At 41.0% G+C, this 20,505-nt stretch carries 16 protein-coding genes and 2 pseudogenes; 16 read left to right on the top strand and 2 right to left on the bottom strand.

The window, feature by feature from the left end:
* Positions 1-193: 193 nt before the first annotated feature.
* From Q8M41_RS02415 to Q8M41_RS02345, 15 genes and pseudogenes are all read left to right on the top strand, one after another.
* Positions 194-407, top strand: a pseudogene (locus Q8M41_RS02415) (GDCCVxC domain-containing (seleno)protein).
* Positions 408-575: 168 nt separating this feature from the next.
* Positions 576-968, top strand: coding sequence for a hypothetical protein (locus tag Q8M41_RS02410; RefSeq protein ID WP_305363645.1), 393 nt, complete (start codon positions 576-578; stop codon positions 966-968).
* Positions 969-1,157: 189 nt separating this feature from the next.
* Entirely contained in the window at positions 1,158-5,549 is a 4,392-nt protein-coding gene (locus Q8M41_RS02405; RefSeq protein ID WP_305363644.1) for a CusA/CzcA family heavy metal efflux RND transporter, read from the top strand.
* Positions 5,550-5,663: 114 nt separating this feature from the next.
* Complete coding sequence (locus Q8M41_RS02400; protein WP_305363643.1) at positions 5,664-6,824, top strand: efflux RND transporter periplasmic adaptor subunit; 1,161 nt, start codon at positions 5,664-5,666, stop codon at positions 6,822-6,824.
* A gap of 21 nt (positions 6,825-6,845) precedes the next feature.
* Positions 6,846-8,084 (top strand): MFS transporter, encoded by a 1,239-nt coding sequence (locus tag Q8M41_RS02395; protein ID WP_305363642.1) that lies wholly within the window; start codon positions 6,846-6,848, stop codon positions 8,082-8,084.
* A 66-nt stretch (positions 8,085-8,150) separates the two neighbouring features.
* Complete coding sequence (locus Q8M41_RS02390) at positions 8,151-8,615, top strand: hypothetical protein (RefSeq protein WP_305363641.1); 465 nt, start codon at positions 8,151-8,153, stop codon at positions 8,613-8,615.
* An 82-nt stretch (positions 8,616-8,697) separates the two neighbouring features.
* Positions 8,698-9,447, top strand: coding sequence for a helix-turn-helix domain-containing protein (locus tag Q8M41_RS02385; protein ID WP_305363640.1), 750 nt, complete (start codon positions 8,698-8,700; stop codon positions 9,445-9,447).
* A gap of 79 nt (positions 9,448-9,526) precedes the next feature.
* The gene (locus Q8M41_RS02380) at positions 9,527-11,728 is read left to right on the top strand and encodes a multicopper oxidase domain-containing protein (protein ID WP_305363639.1); all 2,202 of its coding nucleotides are present in this window, start codon (positions 9,527-9,529) and stop codon (positions 11,726-11,728) included.
* 143 nt (positions 11,729-11,871) lie between these two features.
* Positions 11,872-12,969: a VIT1/CCC1 transporter family protein gene (locus tag Q8M41_RS02375; RefSeq protein ID WP_305363638.1), complete on the top strand. Its 1,098-nt coding sequence runs from the start codon at positions 11,872-11,874 to the stop codon at positions 12,967-12,969.
* A 127-nt stretch (positions 12,970-13,096) separates the two neighbouring features.
* Positions 13,097-13,315, top strand: a complete 219-nt coding sequence (locus Q8M41_RS02370) for a hypothetical protein (protein WP_305363637.1) — start codon at positions 13,097-13,099, stop codon at positions 13,313-13,315.
* A gap of 69 nt (positions 13,316-13,384) precedes the next feature.
* Complete coding sequence (locus tag Q8M41_RS02365) at positions 13,385-14,074, top strand: HupE/UreJ family protein (protein ID WP_305363636.1); 690 nt, start codon at positions 13,385-13,387, stop codon at positions 14,072-14,074.
* A 12-nt stretch (positions 14,075-14,086) separates the two neighbouring features.
* Complete coding sequence (locus Q8M41_RS02360; protein WP_305363635.1) at positions 14,087-14,716, top strand: hypothetical protein; 630 nt, start codon at positions 14,087-14,089, stop codon at positions 14,714-14,716.
* Between the two features lie 119 nt (positions 14,717-14,835).
* Positions 14,836-15,345, top strand: a pseudogene (locus Q8M41_RS02355) (DUF1259 domain-containing protein); the annotation flags it as partial.
* Between the two features lie 66 nt (positions 15,346-15,411).
* Positions 15,412-15,831 carry a DUF1259 domain-containing protein gene (locus Q8M41_RS18170; protein WP_370870426.1) on the top strand — a complete coding sequence of 140 codons (420 nt, stop codon included), beginning with the start codon at positions 15,412-15,414 and terminating at the stop codon, positions 15,829-15,831.
* Between the two features lie 413 nt (positions 15,832-16,244).
* On the top strand, positions 16,245-16,619 hold the full coding sequence (locus tag Q8M41_RS02345) for a DUF305 domain-containing protein (protein ID WP_305363634.1): 375 nt from the start codon (positions 16,245-16,247) through the stop codon (positions 16,617-16,619).
* A gap of 71 nt (positions 16,620-16,690) precedes the next feature.
* Here the strand turns inward: Q8M41_RS02345 and Q8M41_RS02340 are convergent, their stop codons facing one another.
* Complete coding sequence (locus Q8M41_RS02340) at positions 16,691-17,725, bottom strand: PepSY domain-containing protein (RefSeq protein WP_305363633.1); 1,035 nt, start codon at positions 17,723-17,725, stop codon at positions 16,691-16,693.
* Positions 17,726-17,762: 37 nt separating this feature from the next.
* Positions 17,763-20,117 (bottom strand): TonB-dependent receptor, encoded by a 2,355-nt coding sequence (locus Q8M41_RS02335; protein WP_305363632.1) that lies wholly within the window; start codon positions 20,115-20,117, stop codon positions 17,763-17,765.
* A 204-nt stretch (positions 20,118-20,321) separates the two neighbouring features.
* Between Q8M41_RS02335 and Q8M41_RS02330 the strand changes: the two genes are divergently transcribed.
* The coding region (locus Q8M41_RS02330; protein ID WP_305363631.1) for a hypothetical protein at positions 20,322-20,505 on the top strand (184 nt) is incomplete at its 3' end.

The raw sequence follows: 20,505 nt of genomic DNA, 5'->3' as shown, positions 1-20,505 counted from the left end.
AATACCGTCGTATCATGGCAGGATAAAAACAAAATTAAGGTGATGGATCTCAAAAAAGACAAGATCACTGAGGTAGGAAATGGCATTTCTCCACGTGTTTATACTTTGGCTAATGGCAAAGTGATTTGTGTTTGGGAAGATAATAAGATGGTTAGGTATAAGCTAATCTAAGTTGAACGAACTGTAGCCTATGATAGAATCAATAAATTTAGAGACAACAATTCGATGTCCTGAATGTGGTTTTCAAAAAGAATGAAACGATGCGTACGGATGCCAGTACTTACTTTTACAAATGTTCGAATTGCGATACAGTTTTGAAGCCTAAAAAGGGTGATTGTTGTGTCTTCTGCAGTTTTGGCTCTGTTAACTGTCCCCCGATACAGGCAGGCATATCGTGCTGCTCGTAATAGTCAATTATTTTGGCAGATAATACCAGTCCGCCTATCACTTCAATGAGCATCAATCTTTTGAATTATAAGCAGACCCCTTTGAGATATAAATATCAGGCTTAACTTTTATTATTTATAGTTTATTAATTTTTTAATAGCTATTTTAGCCCGAAATAATTCAAGAATTTGAAGATCTTAAGGCATATTGCATTTTTTCTATCGATTTTTGTGATGATGGGTCATGATGTAATACCCCATTTTCACGATTCCGATCATGACTTGCCGGAGCTAAGCGCTACCCTACCACAATCCACTGGTGACGGTTTAAAAGATCTGCAAAATTCTTTTTCCGAATTCCAGCATCCCACAGCAGAACATAACCTTGTTTATTTGGTTTCTTTGGAGAAAACCAGTAATCTTCTAAGAAAAATTCATTACAATGCGCCCATAATTTTCACGGCTGAATATCGCCCGGCATGGTATGCCAATTTTAAAAAACAACGTTTCAGGGAAGATATTCATATTTTAGCAAGTCTTGAAACAACCTACTTTTCCCTCAGGGCACCCCCGTCCTGTTAAATTTACTTTGTAATCGTATTAATATATACCTCCGAAGATTTATATATTAAACTGTTCCCCGGTAAATTTTGTTATTACTAATACCCATGTAGGGTAATCTACTTAAACTTCCGGCATTTGCTAACCAGGTCTTTTAAAACCCTGTGGCGCATCTGTTACTATTAAATTCCATTTAATTAATTCATACGAATGTTAAATAAGATCATTCACTTTTCGATAAAGAATAAACTAATTATCGGATTATTCACACTAGCTTTAATAGGTTGGGGCACCTATTCACTAACAAAGCTCCCGATTGACGCCGTACCTGATATTACCGATAATCAGGTCATGGTTATCACGGTCAGTCCAGCTCTAGCCGCACAGGAAGCTGAACGGTTGATCACCTTCCCGGTTGAGCAAACTATGGCCAGCATACCCGGAATTAAACAGATCCGGTCTTTTTCGCGCTTTGGTTTATCCCTGGTAACTGTTGTGTTTAACGAAGATGTCGACATCTACTGGGCTCGTCAGCAGATCAATGAACGTCTTGGCGATGCTGCCAAACAGATACCTGACGGTGTAGGGAAGCCTGAAATGGCTCCTGTTACAACAGGTTTGGGAGAGATTTACCAATATGTGATCCATCCAAAAAAAGGCTATGAAAAGAAATACGGCCCGATGGAGCTTCGTACTATCCAGGACTGGATAGTTAAGCGACAGCTTTTAGGTACACCCGGCGTCGCAGAAGTAAGCGGGTTCGGAGGATATGTGAGACAATATGAGATCGCTGTAAATCCGGATCGGCTGCGCAGCTTAAATATAAGCATTTCAAATATTTTTGATGCCTTAGAAACCAATAACCAGAATACAGGCGGAGCTTATATAAACAAGTCTCCAAATGCCTATTTCATCCGGAGTGAGGGTCTTGTTGAAAATATTGAAGATATCGAAAAGATCGTTATCGAAACAGATAATGCAACACCTGTACTGATCAGGGATGTGGCGAAAGTGCAGTTTGGAAATAGTGTACGCTATGGTGCGGCAACCCGGAACGGGGAAGGAGAAATCGTGACCGGTATTGTAATGATGCTAAAGGGAGCTAATTCATCAGAAGTGGTCAATAATGTTAAAGCCAGGATTGAGCAAATTAAGAAAACCCTGCCAGAAGGAGTAGATATTGAACCTTTCCTGGATCGTAAGAAATTAGTCGACAATGCGATCAGTACGGTTTCTACCAACCTTATAGAAGGTGCATTGATTGTTATTTTTATCCTGATATTATTTTTGGGGAACCTCCGGGCAGGCCTGGTGGTGGCTTCAGTTATTCCTCTGTCAATGCTTTTTGCCATTTCCATGATGAACCTTTTTGGTGTATCAGGGAACCTGATGAGTTTGGGAGCGATTGATTTCGGCTTGATTGTAGATGGGGCTGTCATTATCGTAGAGAGTGTGCTGCACCGGATCAGCATGAGCAAGCATCACCATGTGGGTTTGAAAAGGCTTGATCAGGATCAGATGGATACGCAGGTTTATGAAAGCTCAAGTAAAATGATGAATTCAGCAGCCTTTGGCCAGATCATCATATTAATTGTTTATTTGCCTCTTTTAGCCCTGATAGGTATTGAGGGCAAAATGTTCCGGCCTATGGCTCAAACAGTAATGTTCGCTATTATAGGTGCATTTATTTTGTCGCTAACCTATGTTCCCATGATGTCGGCCTTAGGTTTAAGTAAAAATACTACTCACAAAAGGAATTTTTCAGACCGCATGATGGATTTCTTCCAACGGGCTTATCGGCCGGTTATCAGTCTGGCTATCCGGCAGAAAATTAGTGTTGTGGTTATTGCCGTGGGATTGTTCCTGGTCAGCCTGTTTGCTTTCACACGCTTAGGGGGCGAGTTTATTCCTCAGCTCGACGAGGGTGATTTTGCAGTTGAAACACGGGTGCTCACAGGAAGTTCCATTGATCAGATCATTGATGCTTCGACCAAAGCGCAAAAGATTATTCTGGCACAGTTTCCTGAAGTGAAGCAGGTGGTCAATAAGATCGGATCCGGCGAAATACCCACAGATCCCATGCCTATTGAAGCCGGAGATATGATGATTATCCTGAAAGAAAAGAGCGAATGGACCAGCGCATCCTCCAGGGAAGAGCTTGCTGAAAAGATGCAGAAAGCCTTATCAGTTATCCCAGGGGTAACTTTTGGATTTCAACAGCCCATTCAAATGCGTTTTAATGAATTAATTACAGGTGCTAAACAGGATGTGTCGATTAAAATTTATGGTGAAGATCTGGATGTCTTAACCAGTGAAGCTTCCAAAATCGGAAAGCTAATTAAACCGGTAGAGGGTGTTTATGATGTCTATGTGGAAGAAGTTACGGGCTTACCCCAGATCAGGATAAAGTATAACAGAGACAGGATAGCCCAGTATGGTCTGAATATTAGTGCGATCAACAGAACGATTAAAACAGCCTTCGCCGGGGAGGCGACCGGTGTAGTGTATGAGGGAGAAAAACGTTTTGACCTCGTTGTACGGCTGGACAAAGAGGATCGGCAGAGCTTGCAGGACGTGCGAGCTTTATATGTAACCACACGAACAGGTCAGCAAATACCACTGGAAGAAGTCGCATCTGTTGATTTTGTAAACGGCCCTAACCAGATCCAGCGTGATGATACCAAAAGGAGGATAACCGTAGGGTTTAACGTCCGGAATCGTGACGTAGAGAGCATAGTCGAAGAGATCCAGAAAAAGCTGGACAGTAAATTGAGGCTGCCCCCGGGTTATTATACAACCTATGGCGGGCAATTTGAAAACCTGAAAGCGGCTAATGCGCGGCTTGCGGTCGCCCTTCCGGTGGCGTTATTTCTTATCCTGATATTGTTATACTTTACATTCCGTTCCGTCTCTCAGAGCCTGCTCATCTTCACGGCAATTCCTTTATCTGCTATTGGTGGTGTTTTCGCTTTGATGATCCGGGGTATGTCATTCAGTATTTCTGCAGGCGTGGGTTTTATCGCACTGTTTGGAGTAGCCGTTTTAAACGGGATTGTTTTAATAGCGGAATTTAATCGCTTGAAAAAGGAAGGCATAGCCGACGTGAACGAACGGGTATTGACCGGAACAAAAAGCAGGCTGCGCCCTGTATTAATGACCGCGGCAGTAGCCTCATTAGGATTTTTGCCTATGGCTATTTCCAATTCATCCGGCGCCGAAGTGCAAAGACCTTTAGCCACGGTAGTTATCGGCGGACTGATCACCGCAACCCTTTTAACCTTAATTGTGTTGCCTGTTTTATATATTTTATTTGAACGTAAAAAGAAATCTGCAGAAGTGAAACCAAGACTCAATGTCTTATCTGTTATTTTGATTTTACTATTCGGGGGGATGTTGCTCCCGGTAAATTCCTCTGCACAGAGTGTAGCGGCAAGAAAGATTACATTAGATCAGGCAATTGATGAAGCCGTAAAAAATAACAATAGCCTGAGAGCTGCGATATATGAAATTGATTTGCAAAAAAGCCTGAAAAAGGGATCTGTCAATCTTGACAGAACGAGTATCACCTACCAGAAGGGCCAGATCAACAGCAGTAATCAGGACAATCATTTTCTTATCTCACAAAAAACAGAGTTCCCCACGGTTTACAGCAGTCAGTCTAGACTGGCGGATCAGCGGATTAAAAGCAGCGAACGATCTTTTGCTATCACGGAGAACGAATTGATCAGACAGGTGAAATCAGTCTATTATGAACTGGTGTATCTTAGAGGAAAAGAAAGGCTTTTTTCGTATCAGGATAGCTTATACAGTAACCTTGTTAAAGCCAGTGATCTTCGCTACCGCACCGGAGAAAGTAACCGGCTGGAAAAGGTAACCTCCGAAACCCAGCTGATGGAGCTCAAAAATGCTATCATTCAAAACCAGGCTGATATCCTGATCGCTCAAAACCGGCTGCAAACGCTGCTTAATACCAAAGAACGGTTGAATGTTGATGATCGCTTAGTTAAACGTCCGCTTGAGATACCACAAGACAGTTCTGCGATCGCTCAAAATCCATATTTGAAATTTTTAGAGCAGGAGATCAATGTCCGTCGCAGTGAAACCAGTTTGCAGAAGGCAAAACGCTTGCCAGATTTCACTGCAGGATATTTCAACCAGTCTTTTCAGGGACTACAAAACGTAAACGGCATACCGCAGAATTTTACCCGAAAAGATCGTTTTATGGGTTTCCAGATTGGAATTGGAATTCCTATTCTGCCAGGCGGGAACAAGGCGAAGATCAATGCTTCTAAGATCAGCGAGCAAAGAGCCGCTGCTAACCTCCAATACCAGCAAACCAATTTACAGGGTGAACTGCAACAATTAATACAACAATACAATAAGCATAACAGTGCGCTTGATTATTATGAAAAAAGTGCTTTAGCCCAGGCTGAACTCATCATTCAAAATGCGGACAAGGCTTTTAAAGGGGGTGAGATTGCTTATTTACAGTACCTGCAGAGCATGTCAATATCTATTAAGATAAAATCTGATTATATGCAGGAGCTTTTTCTGTACAATCAATCTGTATTGGATATAGAAAATATTATCGGTAAAAAATAAACGGATCAAAAGGAAATTTTAAATATGAAACCTGCATGAGCTTACCGCTCGCACAACGACATGAATATAAGCTCATGCAAGCTTCATCACCATTAAAAACAAAATTATAAACAGATGAAACATTTTAATAAAATAATATGCATGGCTATGATCGGTTTAACTGCCATAGCTTGTAATCAAAAGAAGGAAGAAAAATCTGCAGAGACAGAAGTTGCCGTAAAACTAGCAGACGAAGTGAGCCTCACAAAAGATCAATATAAAGTAGCCGATATTCAATTAGGTAAAGTTGAAATGCGTAGCCTCAGTAATGTGATCAAGGCAAGCGGCCAACTGGATATGCCTCCTGAGAGCATGGTATCAGTATCCGCTCCCCTGGGAGGGTATGTCAGAAGCGCTGGGTTATTACCAGGACAGTCCGTCCGGAAGGGTCAGGTCGTTGCTGTGATAGAGAACCCCGATTTTATTGATATTCAACAGGAATACCTGGAAAGTAAGAGCCGAATGGAGTTCCTGCAATTGGAATATAAACGTCAGGAAGACTTGCGGAAAGAAGATGTCAACTCAGCTAAGACCTTTCAGCAGGTTAGTTCTGAATTAAAAATAATGAGAGCCAGAATGAGCGGTTTGCAGCAGAAGCTGTCGTTGATAGGTATCAGCATAAGCAGTCTTCAGGCCGGCAGAATATCCCGAACCAGCAATCTTTATTCACCAATTAATGGATATGTCACCGTTAGTAACGCTAATAAGGGCAAATATGTCAATGCAACTGACGTACTTTTTGAACTGGGTAATAAAAGCGATCTTCATTTAGCCCTGAACGTGTATGAGAAAGATGCCTACAAAATACGGGTAGGTCAGCCGATTCGTTTCGCGTTAGCAAACGCTGTTGATTATAATAGGGTGGCTAAAGTATTTTTAATTGGGAAATCCACGGGGAAAGAAGGAACAGTACCTGTTCATTGTCATATCGAGAATGCAAGCGATCCTGTTTTAATTCCGGGAATGTATGCCAAAGCCTTAATTTCTGTAACGGATGATGAAGTATCGGCTGTACCCAGCGAAGCTATTGTAAATGCAGATGGAAATGATTACTTGTTCATTCAAACAAAAATCAACGCTAATGGATATGCTTTTAAAATGATCCCGATTAAGCGCGGAATTGAAGAAGGGGGCTATACCGAAGTCGTGTTGCCCGAGCAATTTGACAAAAGTGCGCAGGTAGTATCAAAAGGCGCTTATGCACTGCTGTCTGCCATGAAAAACGTGGAAGAATAGAATCATTATTTAAAATTTCAGATGCAGGTGGCAAATAAATTAAAAATTCTTACCGAACCGTTTGAAGTTTTAAAGAACGGAGTTTTCGCCAGGCTTTACCTGGCGCAAACGATCAGCCTTTTAGGCGATGCCTTTACCTGGATAGGACTTGCACTGATCTCCTACCAGTTTGGGAAAGAGAACTCAGCAGTGATCCTGGCATCAGCTCTCACGTTAAGGGTTACTGCTTTTATCCTGTTTTCTCCCTTTGCAGGGGTATTAGCAGATAAAATTGACCGGAAGAAGATCCTCTATATTACCCATTTTATCAGGATGGTTATTGTGGCCTGTTTCCCATTCATAACAGAGCAATGGCACATCTATGTTCTGGTTTTTCTGCTGAATGTTTTTAACGCATTTTTTACCCCTACCTATAAAGCCATCATTCCACACATTGTTGATAAGGGAATTTACCGTCAGGCTGTAGGTTTATCTACAGCAACATACCAGTTATTAGGTTTTTTGGGGCCGGCACTGGCCGGTATCATGGCGATCTGGTTTGGTGCAAGGCAGATTTTCTTTATTGATGCAGCTTCTTTTGTAATAGCGGGAATATTGATAATGACTTTGCCGGGGAATATTATGCAAGGGCCTAGATCTTCCGGAAAACAGCTTTCTACCTGGGACGATGTGTTGAAAGGTGTCAGGTTGTTATTTGGAAATAAATTATTGCGATTTGCACTTTCAATAGAATTTATCTCCGCTATTGCCGGTGCACAAATCCTGGTAAATACTGTTTCACATGTAAAAACAGGGTTACAGCTAACCGACAGCCATTATGGCCTGGTCATGGCTTTTTTTGGGATTGGTGCCTCGGTAGCTGCTTTTTTATCAGGCAGCATAGATAAGTCCAGGTCAAGAAATGTTTCTTTAATTACGGGGGCGCTGTTTTTAGGGTTGGCAATAACAGGGGCAAATTATTTAAGCTACTATCCATTGTTATTTTTATGGCTCATTGCGGGCTTAGGTCAAAGTCTTGCCGAGATTCCTTCCGAGACTCTTATAGGGGAAAACATTAAAGAACAGGAACAAGGGAAAGTGTACGGGTCCCATTTTGCCTTCTCCCATCTTTGGTGGGCGATAGCCTATCCGATTGCCGGATTCCTGGGAACATATTATCCAAACTCAAATTTTTTAATAGGAGGGCTTATGACAATGGCATTGTTGACTATAGGAATTTTGTTTTTCAGAACCAAAGGGAATTCTCAAGGACTCAGATGAAAATGAATAAGTGGTTTGCATTATAATACTTATTTTTAAATCACATATAAACTAAATTTAAAAATTATGAATCTCAACCCTGCACACTGGCACCTGATCGTTAATCACCTGCCGATCACCGGAAGTCTTATAGCTGTTCTAATATTGTTATACGGCATTTTGCGAAAAAACGAAGGCGTCATTAAAGCGGCCTACTGGCTGTTTGCCTTAATGGCTGTATTTGCTGTTGTAGCTACGCAAACAGGCGAAGGAGCTGAACGCTTTATACTGGATGCAAAGCTAGCCGATGAAGCTATTATTGAGCGGCATGTAGAGGCCTCCAATATCGCGGAGTGGGCTATGATTGTTGTAGGAGTAACTGCTCTTGCTGCTTTGTTTATAAACCGCTTAAAAACTTTGCGGGTGATGCCGGTAATAGTATTTATTCTTGCGCTTATTGCTGCAGGGTTAATGGCCTGGGCCGGGCTTCTTGGCGGAGAAATTATGCACAAGGAAATTCGTTCGGACAATAATGTTGTTTTACCGCGATAGTTAATATTGTACCCTTGGAAATAAATAATAGATGCATTTGAATGACGGGGATATTGTTTTTAAGAGAATATTTTTTTTGTCGATGATAAAGGTTAAAAAGCAGTGGTTATGGATTATTTCTGGAGCACTTTTCGGGCTATTGGTGTTTGCTCCATTAATAATGATCTTATTTGAATATCATTTTGGTAAGCATCAACTTCCTTTTAAGGAGGTTGCCATTAATTTTTACCGCGAGGCAATTGACTTTGTAAGCGGAGCTTTGCTCCTATTATTTGTTTTTATGGGGGGCATGATGGGCTATTTAATATTTCGTTTAAGGGCAGATAACCACAGAAATAGTTCGGACGCAACCATTTCGGATCTTTTATTAAAAGGTGAATGTAATTCCATAGAGTTTAAATCTTCTTTTCGGTGGGATTACCGCTTACAAAAAACAAGTAAAGAAATTGAGTTTGCCGGCTTAAAAACAATAGCAGCTTTTATGAATTCTACTGAAGGAAATTTATTGATCGGTGTAGATGATGATGCTAAAATTGTAGGACTTGATAAAGATTATGAAACCCTGAGGAAGTATGGCAGGGATGGGTTTGAACAGTATATTATGCAATCCGTTTCATTACATCTGGGAACTGAGAACTGTAAAAATGTACGTGTTTCATTTGTAGCCAGCAATGAGAAGGATGTATGCTGGATTAAAGTAAACAGCATTAAAACACCTGTCTTCCTAAAGCATCAGCAAAACACTCATTTTTTTATAAGAGCCGGAAACGGCACCCGGGAATTGAATATTCAGGAGGCCCTGATCTATATTAGAGGTACACCCAGAATATAAATTTTCTAAACCAGCAGTAAACGTTCTAAAATAATAAAGGCAGTAACATGAAAAATTACTTCTTTTAACAGCACTTAATATGAAAAAACTTCTTCTTATAATAGCATTAATTCCTGGTTTTGGCCAGGCACAACAGCGTGGCATGCAAAACATGAACATGTCAAAATCCGCGGACACCGGTTCAGGTAAACGTGTTGAATACTTTCTCAATGTTACTGACACGATGGTTACGTTTGCAAAAGGTAAATTAAAACCCGCTATATCGATTAATGGTACAATACCTGCGCCTACGCTTTATTTTACAGAAGGAGATACGGCCGTTATTCATGTAAAGAATCTCATGCAGGTAGAGACATCCGTGCATTGGCATGGTTTGCTGCTTCCTAACGTGGCAGATGGTGTTCCTTATCTTACCACACCTCCGATCGAAGCAGGAAGCACATACACTTTTTCTTTTCCTGTGATTCAAAACGGCACCTATTGGTATCATTCCCATACGGGGCTTCAGGAGCAGGTAGGACTCTACGGGCCTATTGTGATCTATCCAAAGAACAAGCGGGTTGAAAAGGAAAAAGTGATTCTTTTTGCAGACTGGACCAATGAGAGTATGTCGACCGTAGTTCGGTCATTAAAAGCAAATTACGAATGGTATGGCATCAAAAGGAAATCAGTGCAAAGCTGGGGAGAGGCTTTGGTAAAAGGCTATTTGGGCGATAAGGCGAAACAGGAGTGGAGCCGGATGCCGCCAATGGATGTCTCCGATGTGTACTACAATGCCTTTCTGGCCAACGGACGGCAGGTAACTGAGTATCCTGAATTTAAGGCTGGGGAAACCGTCAGGCTTAGGCTTATCAATGGGGGTGCTGGCACTTATTTCTGGGTGCAGTTTGCAGGCGGGCCAATGACCATTATAGCAGCAGATGGAAAAGATGTGGAGCCCGTAAAAGTAGATAAAATTGATTTTCCGATTGCGGAAACCTATGATGTGTTGATCACTATTCCGGCTGAAGGTGCGTATGAACTAAGAGCCACCTCTGCTGATATTTCCGGACATAGTTCTGTTTATTTTGGGAGCGGAAAAAAGATAGATGCACCTGACATTCCTAAGCTTAATTATTTTGCCATGCTACGGGAAAGAAATAAAATGGACATGGGAAGTGCCGGCAAAGACGGCTCCATGCCAGGAATGGATATGCAGCAGCAGAAGGACAGCACCAAAAAAATGAACGGGATGGACATGGGCGCTAAAAAGGAAAGCCCATCCATGCCGGGAATGGACATGCCTGGAATGAAGATGGAAAACGAGAAAAGCGCAGGCGCGCTTACCTACGATATGCTGCGATCTGTAGAGCGTACAGCTTTTGACAAAAACTTACCGGTGCGTGAAGTTCCTTTAACACTTACCGGTAATATGCTGCGCTATATCTGGTCGTTTGACGATAAGCCTCTCTCGAAAGCCGATAAAATAATGATCAAGAAAGGTGAGGTTGTGCGTTTTAAGATGTTCAACAACACCATGATGCGCCATCCTATGCACCTTCATGGCCATTTCTTTCGATTCTTAAATGCCCAGGGCGAGTATGCGCCACTCAAACATACTTTTGACATACAACCAATGGAAACGGTTACCATTGAGTTTTTAGCTAATGAAGAGCAAGACTGGTTCTTTCATTGCCATATTCTATACCACATGGCTACTGGTATGGCCCGCATTGTAAGCTACGAAGGTTCAGAGCAAAATGAATTTGCCAAAACCGGTTACAAAGTGTTGAAGAAAGAAGACAATTTTATTTCGAAATGGGCCGACCTGAATGTGCTGTCTAATGGCGCCTGGCTCGAAGGCTTTGTCTCCAACAATAAAAACCAGCTTCGCTTTGATGGCCGGGTAAACTGGAAAGGTGATTACGAAACAGAAACCCACTTGTTGCGGTTCTTAGATAAAAGAGATTATCTGGCCGCTTTTATAGGCTATGATAACCGTTTGAATGGAGGAGGAATTAAAAACACAAAAGATAACCGGAAGGCGTTTGAAGCTGGGTTATTGTATTTACTGCCTTTTTTCATTGAAACAGAATTACGGGTAGATCAAACGGGCCGCCTGCGGGCACAATTGCAACGCAGGGACATGCCAATTACTACCCGTTTGTTTTTTGACGGCCGGGTGAACACTGACAAAGAATACACGCTGGGATTACGGTATTTTGTTACCCGTACTTTCTCAATCAGCACTTTGCATGATAGTGATTACGGAACCGGTGCAGGCATCAGTATTCGTTATTAATTATATGCAACTATTCAAACTATATAAATTTGGTTTTAAAATTCAGCATAGGGCAAATACCTGCCCGGTCAATTTATTAACAGAGGGATAATGTGTCATAAACTATCAAAACAGATAATCAAGAAATATAAAGTATCGTACCCATGAAAAACAAAAATATACAGACAGAAATTGATGCATGGTTTCTATATCAAAAACTTGCTGAGCATGAGCCTGATGCGACGATTGCAAATGTTTTCAGACAAATGAGCGACATTGAGAAAAGTCACGCAGAGGCTTTTGCAAAAAAAGAGAATATAAGTTTTGAGAACCTGATGCAACCTTCCTGGAGAGCAAAAACGTTAAATACTATTGGCAAAATATTTGGGTATGACTACGTTTTAGGGGTTTTAATGGATACGGAAAAAAGCATAGCAAATGCTATTATTGCCACAAAAAACAAGAACAAACAAGAAATAACAGGTACAGAAACAAATCACGTAAAAATACTTCGGACAATCCTTGAGAAGGAGACAAAAGTGAATGGCACACAACTTTCAAGATTTGAAAGCCGACACCGTTCAGTTGGGGGAAATGCGATCAGAGCCGCAGTATTGGGAGGAAATGATGGGTTAGTTTCCAATTTTAGTTTGGTAATGGGAATAGCGGGAGCAACTGCCGGACAACAAGAAGTTTTATTGGCCGGGCTTGCTGGCCTATTAGCAGGAGCGCTATCTATGGCGTTGGGGGAATGGATCTCTGTAACCAGTTCAAAAGAGTTATATGAAAACCAAATGCAAATAGAGATGGATGAGTTGGAAACTAATCCGGAAGGGGAATTAAAGGAATTAGCTTTAATATACATTGCAAAAGGTATTCCCGAAGAGCAGGCGCGTCAAATGGCTGCTGATATTATGAAGGATAAAGATCATGCTCATGAAATATTAATTAAAGAGGAATTAGGGATTAATGCAGAAGAGCTGAAGGGCTCAGCTTTTGAAGCAGCTGTTTATTCTTTTATATTATTTTCCATTGGAGCCGTTATTCCTGTTTTGCCATTTATGTTGTTCAGTGGAATACAAGCTATACTAATTAGTGTTTCAGCGAGTGCAATCGGCTTATTTTTAATTGGAGCCGCCATCACCTTATTTACAGGGAAAAATGTTTGGTACTCGGGATTTAGACAAGTGCTCTTTGGTTTGATTGCTGCTGCAATTACATTTGGTATTGGCAATCTGATAGGAGTATCCGTTAACGGATGATTTAGATGAGATCATCTTAACCAGAACAACGGTTCCTAAAAAAAAAACTATTTGCGGAAATATTAAATTATCATCATCGCTCATTTACTTTTATTATCAATTAAATTAAATCTTAAAAAACAAACACATGAAAAAACTATTCCTTTTTACAACAGTAGCTTTAGGCTTATTTACAGCCTGTTCAAGTAACACTGAAAAGAAATCAGACGCTGCGTCAGATACAGCAATGCAACAAATGGAAATGTCTGCCGATACCGCTGCTTCCACTATGGCCGATAGTACAAATGCTGCCTCGGATAAAACGGCCAAAGATAGCGCAGATGCAGCTCACGGCCATTCACATTAAGGAAATTCAATCTCTTCTTCCCTTCTTAAATTACCAGGGGGGAAGGAGCTGATTGTTGAGCGGAAGATTATGAATTTTAAAAAAATAGCATCAATAACTGTATTGCTTCTTTTATATAGTATCAGTAATAACGTTTCGGCACACGGCGTCGATGGCGATACACAAACTTTTTTATCTGGCAATGAGGGAGTAGCCTTTGGTCCATTTCTATATATCGGCGCCAAACACATGATAACAGGTTATGACCATTTGCTGTTCCTGGTAGGGGTTATTTTTTTTCTGTATCGTCCCAAAGAAGTATTGCTGTATGTCAGCTTTTTCACAATCGGACATAGCTTAACCTTGCTTTTGGGAGTCATGGCAGATATTTCTATCAATGCTTTTCTTATTGATGCCATTATTGCTCTTTCAATAGTTTATAAGGGCTTTGATAATTTAGGAGGTTTTAAACGGTTTTTTGGAACTCAACCCAACACAAAGGCGGCGGTATTGATCTTTGGATTATTTCATGGCTTTGGTCTGGCCAGCAAGCTCCAGGAGTTCAAATTTGATAAAGAAGGACTCTTTACCAATCTAATAGGCTTTAATATTGGTGTGGAAATAGGCCAGTTTATCGCTCTCGCTTTTGTGCTGATCATCATTAGTGTATGGCGCAGACATTCCAGTTTTATGAAGTTTTCTACCCTTACCAATACGATGCTGATGGCAGCGGGGTTTTTGTTACTGGGTTACCAGTTAACCGGATATTTTACATCTTAATTATTAGATATCATGTCAGAAATGAATCATCCTGTTTTAGGAAAAAATGCAATTATTAAATCGACAATTATCGCTTTAGTTTTAGGAATTACGTTATTAATTACAGCTGTTTTGCCCGCAGAATATGGGATGGATCCAACGGGTGCGGGTAAGCTGTTTGGTTTTAGCAGACTTTATGTTGCCGAGGAAGCCTTGGGCGATGCAGGATCATCCACCCAGACTGTCCAATCCAATCCTTTAATCAAGTTAGAAAAAGCAGGCTCTGGTCCTGATGTGCCAAGACCTGCAGAGGCCAACAACCCAGCTCCGGTTCAACAGTTTACCCTTAGAAATGACAGTGTTCAAGTGACCGTGCCTGCCGGGAAGGGAATTGAATACAAAATTAATATGCTGAAATACGGTACAATGAAGTACGAATGGGTCACTGACACGGGGACGGTTTATTTTGACTTTCATGGAGAGGTAAAACAGGGTAAAGAAGCTAAAGCGGTTTATTTTGAAAGCTATACAATCGCTTACTCTAATAATATGGTAGGTACCTTCCTCTCACCTTATGAAGGTAAACATGGCTGGTTTTTCCGGAATAATAGTGATAAGGATATCGTTGTTACCCTGAGATTACAAGGCGAGTATACCTTGTGATCTCCGTGAAAAACCCGGACAAACGAGTGCGTTAGTCGAGAGCACTCAAAAATAGAGTGCACAATCGGACTCCCTTTTTAAAAAGGGAATCCCGATCTTTATTTGCTAAAATCCAATTTATGAAAAATGCCCTGATATCAACACTATCCAGAAGAACATGGCTCAAAGCAAGCGCGCTTCTTACTGGAGCAAGCGTTATTGATCTGAAAACCGCCGACGCTTCCTTTCTTGAAAAGGCAAAGAAGACTCCTCAATTGACACCAGCAGAAATAACATCCATTGAAGCTGCGATAGGAAAGAAAGGAACATATAAAGAGGCGGAAGCAACTCACACCATACCTTTGCCAAGAAACGATTTAAAGGTTACCATGAAGGGCGAGGCTGTTCCTATTCCATTTGGTTTTGGAGGTTGGGTTTCGATTAAAAGAACCCTCAATGGTAGATCTGCAGTTCTAATGAGTGACTGTGTTCTTCTATAGGAAGAAGTGAATCAATTGATATCTGCTGCTCATGCAAATGGTTTGGAAGTAAGTGCGATACACAATCATTTCTTTTACGAGGAACCTCGAATATTTTATATGCATGTGCACGGAATGGGCTCCCCCGAAGAACTCGCAAAAAAATATGCAAATGCCATAGCACAGACCAAAATCTCACCAAGAAATCAACCTCCGGCAGGACCTCCTCCCGCGAAAATGGGTAGTGATATTTTCAACGTAGCACAGCTTAACGGCATCGTAAAATACGACGCAGCAGTAAATGGCCCTACAATTAAATATACAATTGGACGGGACGATCTGACAATAACTGCTATGGGAGCTGAGATGACAGCAGCTATTGGTTTAAATTCGTGGGCATCGTTTACGGGATCTATGGATAAGGCTTATATAGCCGGTGATATTGCAATGCAGGAACATGAAGTTAACGATGTAGTTAAATCGCTTCGGTCGAATAACATTGAAGTTGTTGCTCTTCACAATCATATGCTGGGCGATAATCCAAGAATGATATTCCTGCATTATTTAGGCTCAGGACAAGCGGCTACTTTGGCGCAAAGCTTTAGAACCGCCCTTGATCAATTGGGCAAAAGAAAAGCAATGAATATGATGCACTAATTATTTTCAATTTTTTTGTAACCCTTCTCCGATTAGGGGTGTCGAAATGACGGTAATTTATATTTCCCGTCTTTTCGACGAGCCACCTGTAAAGCCTTGTGAACACGGAATTTCAGGCGAGGAGAAATCTGCCCATTAGAACTCCGGGTTTAATCAACAACAGATTTCTCCACGCAAATAAATTTGAATACTGTTCAAATAATAGCCAGCGTGTCGAAATGACGGTAATTTATTACTTTTCTGATGCCATTTCCCGGTTTTAAGTGCCAATCGGTCTGACCTTGCCCTGAAAGATAAAAATCAGAACAAAAACCATTATGATATGTCTATCTAAAGACGCTGTTCTAATCATAAAATTTTGATATAGAGCAAAGCCCTCTTTAATATTGTTCAATCAATTCTAATTATCAATTATGAAAACGAATTCGTTAATTATTGGTGTATTTACACTCACACTTAGCTTTTCAGCATGTCAAAATAATGCCTCTAAGACTGAAAAAGATCATTCTTCCATGGATAGTAATGATATGGGCATGGGATCTATGTCGATGAGTTCCGGGATGAAATCCGGAATGGACAAGATGATGATGGATATGCCTGAAATGGATCAAAGTGCTGCAACCGACAAGCACTTTGTGCAGACGATGATTCCTCACCACGGCGGTGCCATCATGATGGCGGAAGGATTCGTTCAATTTGGAAAAGATCCGGTACTTATTGCAATGGCCAGAAAAATTATAACTGATCAGAAAATGGAAATTGAGGAGTTTAAAAAATGGAGCGAATAAATTACAATCTCAGATCGTGGAATTATGTCACACCATAAATTTCAGGACTGTGGGGATAGGAGCTCTTCATATTATGCTTTCTTCTTCCATTTCCATAACAAAAAACCAGAGATGGAAAGAACAGGCCCGGAAATCCCCACCAGGCAGAAGAAGAGCTTTATCCATAGGTTTCCATATTCAACAAAATGAATACCTCTCACCAGGCTTGATAATGATTTGGTTATCTGCAATGCACTCACTTCACCGGAGACGGGACTCACACTTACCGTATTGTAGAACTTGCTGTATAGGATAGCTTCATCAGTTACTTTCCCGGCAATGATGATTGGATTTCCTTTTAGCGTTGGAAACCTGATATATGAAGGATTGAAATCGGGCTGCTTCATATGCAGCTCTTTTAAAATCTGATCAACCGAAATGCCTATTTTCGGAGTATCTGGCAAGGATGTAATTGCAGATTTGTTTTTTATTCCGCTCTTTACAATTTCAAAACTGATAACGGTTCCGGTTAAAACAATTAATAAATTAAAAACTAAAGCCCAAACTCCGACATATCGGTGAAGAGATGATACAAGTGATCTTTTCCTCTTTTTAAGAAACCTTGTTTTGAAAGTTAGTATATCTAGCAAAGCCTTTCGATAAACAATAAGCCCGGTTACCAGGGAAAGGATGAAAGTTAGTCCCACCAGAAGGATAAGGGATTCGCCAATTATGCCCGAATGTAATGAGTAATGTAATTTTAAGATCCAATACACCTTACCGTCTTTCTGATCCATCACTTTTATGATATTTCCTTGTGAGGGATGGACAAAAATGATTAATCGGGCGTCAGGCCTTCGTAGCTGGAAAATCAGTGTATGAGTTGGACGGGATGAAAAGCGTTGAAGCCGGATATCCCAGCCGGGGAATTTTGCTATTACGGTTTTTAGCGCCCGATCAATTCGTACAGCCTTGTTGTTTGGGATCGTCCATTCCTTGCGGTACTCTAATGCTTCAAGCTCTTCATGAAAAACAAGAATTGATCCGGTTACACCCATCAGCAGGATAAAAAGTCCGGCTAAAAGCCCGCTCCATTTATGAATCTGATAAACCTTTTTAGCGCTCATGGGAATAGCACCCTTCCGGGCGCGATTTGATATATGTTTAAAATTGAGCAGCCAGTCCCATAGTAAAGCTCAAACCCCTGCCTTTTACATAGTACTGGTCCAGGCTGGGCCAAAGTGACCGGGCAGGGAAATAGTCTGCATTCAAAAGATTCTCAATACCCAATTTAAGAGTAGTTGACTTAGTCGTCTTGTACGAGGAAGACAGGTTAATAATTTCATAAGCATCAACTTTGCCTTCGTAAGTTTTATAAACTCCGGTAGCATTTGGTACAAATCGTTCACGCGCACCTGAAGCTATGAAATCTGTTCGGATGTTCCATCGGGACCCGGGGGAATACCTTAAATAAGTGGTGTATTTAGGTGGGGTAATCCGCTCACCGCCAAGATAGGTATCCTGTGCATCTGTGTACCGATCGTTATTATTGCCATCACGTTTGCCCTCAACAAAGCTGTAGCTTGCGCCGAAAGTAATGTTTTTAGTCGCAGTTACATCCGCGGCCAGTTCAAACCCATGGACCCTCTCCGGTTGCCGGGTAATGACGTAAAACCCATTTTGTTCTATAAAACTGGAACCCAGTTCCGATTTGCTTATATAAGCCGAGGCCTCAAAGCGAAAAGCCTTAAATTCGCTTGCAAAGCCGGCTTCATAATTATTGATAATAACGGGTTCAGTTTGAATCCTGGCAATATCGTTCACTCTTGCGCCCCTCAGTAGAAGCCCGAGATCTGCAACAGAAAAACCCTGCGAGAAATTCAAATATGGCTTAAAAAATTCAAACCTATTATATCTCAATCCGCTGTTGAATACCAGATTATTGTAATTAATCTCTCCTCCCTTTACATTCACGCTGGTTCCAAATGTTTTAGTCTGTGCGTTGTAAGGTTTTAAAGTCGAATAGTCTTCAACACCTATATTCATACTCTCATAGCGTAAACCCCCGTTAATCACAAAATCGTTGAACAGGGTTGCCTGCAATTGCATAAAAGGAGCTTTACTTAACATGTCCATTTTAGGAACCCAGGTTCTTCCATCCAAAAGGGGCTGAGAAGTCACATCGTTTAACACATCTAATCCATAAGTTACATCTGCAACAAGGTTATGTTTGGAGGCCAGTGGAGTGTTGAAATCTGCCCGGATACCCTTTTTAGAGGACTGGATAGTTGATTGTCCTCCGTTTTCGAAATTAGTACTATAAAAAAATAAGGTGTTGAAATCCTGAACATAGCTATTTATAGAGAGGCTGGTGTGGCCGGGTAAATTATTATTGCTGTAATTTAATAAAGCATTATGGTTCCAGCGTGTACCCGGCGGATCGCCCGGTGTTGTACCGTCAATTGCCAACGTTTTTCTTCCATCTCTGCGGCTTCCCATAATTTCTTTAAGATTAGTTTCTTCCAGGCTGCTAAAAAAATTATAGCTTAATTGTAAGCGCTGATTGGTGTTTATTTGATAGCCCAGTTTGGTAAAGGCATTATAAATCTTGTTATTACTTAAGCCATAAGTTGGACCTACAATGTCTCCTTCAGAATCTTTGGCTTTCCCGGTCTGCTCATAGCTGCCACTCACAGTGTAATCAAACTGCCCTGTTTTACCAAATACCGATTGGTTCAGGCGCCCTCCAATAGTACCATTAGGATTAACCAGAGATCCCGTGGAGGCAATTTCAGTTTTAAATCCAACTTTTTGAGTGAGATTTTTATTGCTATTGGTGATATAGTTAATGATCCCGCCAGCGGCTCCATTGCCGTAGATTGAATTCGCGCCTTTAATTACTTCGATGCGTTCAATAACACCGGGGTCAATGGTTCGCATATCAACAGAACCGTTTCTCAAAGGGGTAGACTGGGATACACCATCAACCAGGATCAGAACCTGTCTGCCCCTTAAGTTTTGCCCCCAGTTACTACTGGACCCGGACGACAGCCCCAATCCAGGAACGGCAGCAGCAAGAATATCACTGGCATTATTGCTTACAGTTTGAAGTTCCTGAATAGTTTTGGTATTCACTACAGTAACGGCCGATGTAAAATCTTCTTTAAGTTGTTCCCTTTTCCGCGAGGTTATTATGATCTCATTTAGAAATGATTCCCGGCTTACAGCCAATGCCAGGTCAAGAGACTTTGTTTCCCCATCTGTAAGTATTATCGTTTCTTCCTTAGGCTGAAAACCCACACTGGATATGGTCAGTTTATAATTGCCCGGTTTTAGGCCACTTATCCTAAACTCGCCCCTGGAGTTCGTAATGGACGTTTGACTAGTGTTCAGTTTGACTGTAGCAGAATTAACGGGAGAGCCGCCGGGGTCTTTTACTATTCCAGTGATGGATGAGGTCTGCCCATGTACAAATTCAATGGTGCAGAACAATGCGAATACGAGTATATATTTCTTCATTTTCTCTAGGTTTGAGGCAAAATTAATACTTATTTGTATTAAGTCCAAATAAAAATAATGAGAAAAGTGTCTGATTATTTTTATCTTGATTTTTAGTATACACAAACAAAAGGCTTTGTATTTATCAGTATTGATACTAAATTTACAATTCAGGTATGCTTTAATCTTGTTAGAAGAAGGTATCTTTATAAAAATTAGACACCTATGCTAAAATTCATTCTATTTTTCTTTTTGGTTATCCCATTTGCAACTGAAGCTGCAGAAATACGCGGTCAACAACCCAATGTTGGTATTGATACAAAGGGCATAATACGAATGGTATACGGTGAGGGGGAAAAGATTTACTGCATTACCTCCACTAACAATGGAAACAATTTTTCTAATCCGG

The sequence above is a fragment of the Daejeonella sp. genome (genome assembly GCF_030684675.1).
Taxonomy (GTDB): domain Bacteria; phylum Bacteroidota; class Bacteroidia; order Sphingobacteriales; family Sphingobacteriaceae; genus Daejeonella.
The sequence above is the reverse complement of the archived record's forward strand: the minus strand, read 5'-3'. Positions and strand labels throughout refer to the sequence as shown.

Bases quoted from the DNA above. Each gene is read 5' to 3' on its own strand.
- Q8M41_RS02405 (WP_305363644.1), top strand. From the start codon at position 1,158: ATGTTAAATAAGATCATTCACTTTTCGATAAAGAATAAACTAATTATC.
- Q8M41_RS02400 (WP_305363643.1), top strand. From the start codon at position 5,664: ATGAAACATTTTAATAAAATAATATGCATGGCTATGATCGGTTTAACT.
- Q8M41_RS02395 (WP_305363642.1), top strand. From the start codon at position 6,846: ATGCAGGTGGCAAATAAATTAAAAATTCTTACCGAACCGTTTGAAGTT.
- Q8M41_RS02390 (WP_305363641.1), top strand. From the start codon at position 8,151: ATGAATCTCAACCCTGCACACTGGCACCTGATCGTTAATCACCTGCCG.
- Q8M41_RS02385 (WP_305363640.1), top strand. From the start codon at position 8,698: ATGATAAAGGTTAAAAAGCAGTGGTTATGGATTATTTCTGGAGCACTT.
- Q8M41_RS02380 (WP_305363639.1), top strand. From the start codon at position 9,527: ATGAAAAAACTTCTTCTTATAATAGCATTAATTCCTGGTTTTGGCCAG.
- Q8M41_RS02375 (WP_305363638.1), top strand. From the start codon at position 11,872: ATGAAAAACAAAAATATACAGACAGAAATTGATGCATGGTTTCTATAT.
- Q8M41_RS02370 (WP_305363637.1), top strand. From the start codon at position 13,097: ATGAAAAAACTATTCCTTTTTACAACAGTAGCTTTAGGCTTATTTACA.
- Q8M41_RS02365 (WP_305363636.1), top strand. From the start codon at position 13,385: ATGAATTTTAAAAAAATAGCATCAATAACTGTATTGCTTCTTTTATAT.
- Q8M41_RS02360 (WP_305363635.1), top strand. From the start codon at position 14,087: ATGTCAGAAATGAATCATCCTGTTTTAGGAAAAAATGCAATTATTAAA.
- Q8M41_RS18170 (WP_370870426.1), top strand. From the start codon at position 15,412: ATGGGTAGTGATATTTTCAACGTAGCACAGCTTAACGGCATCGTAAAA.
- Q8M41_RS02345 (WP_305363634.1), top strand. From the start codon at position 16,245: ATGAAAACGAATTCGTTAATTATTGGTGTATTTACACTCACACTTAGC.
- Q8M41_RS02340 (WP_305363633.1), bottom strand. From the start codon at position 17,725: ATGAGCGCTAAAAAGGTTTATCAGATTCATAAATGGAGCGGGCTTTTA.
- Q8M41_RS02335 (WP_305363632.1), bottom strand. From the start codon at position 20,117: ATGAAGAAATATATACTCGTATTCGCATTGTTCTGCACCATTGAATTT.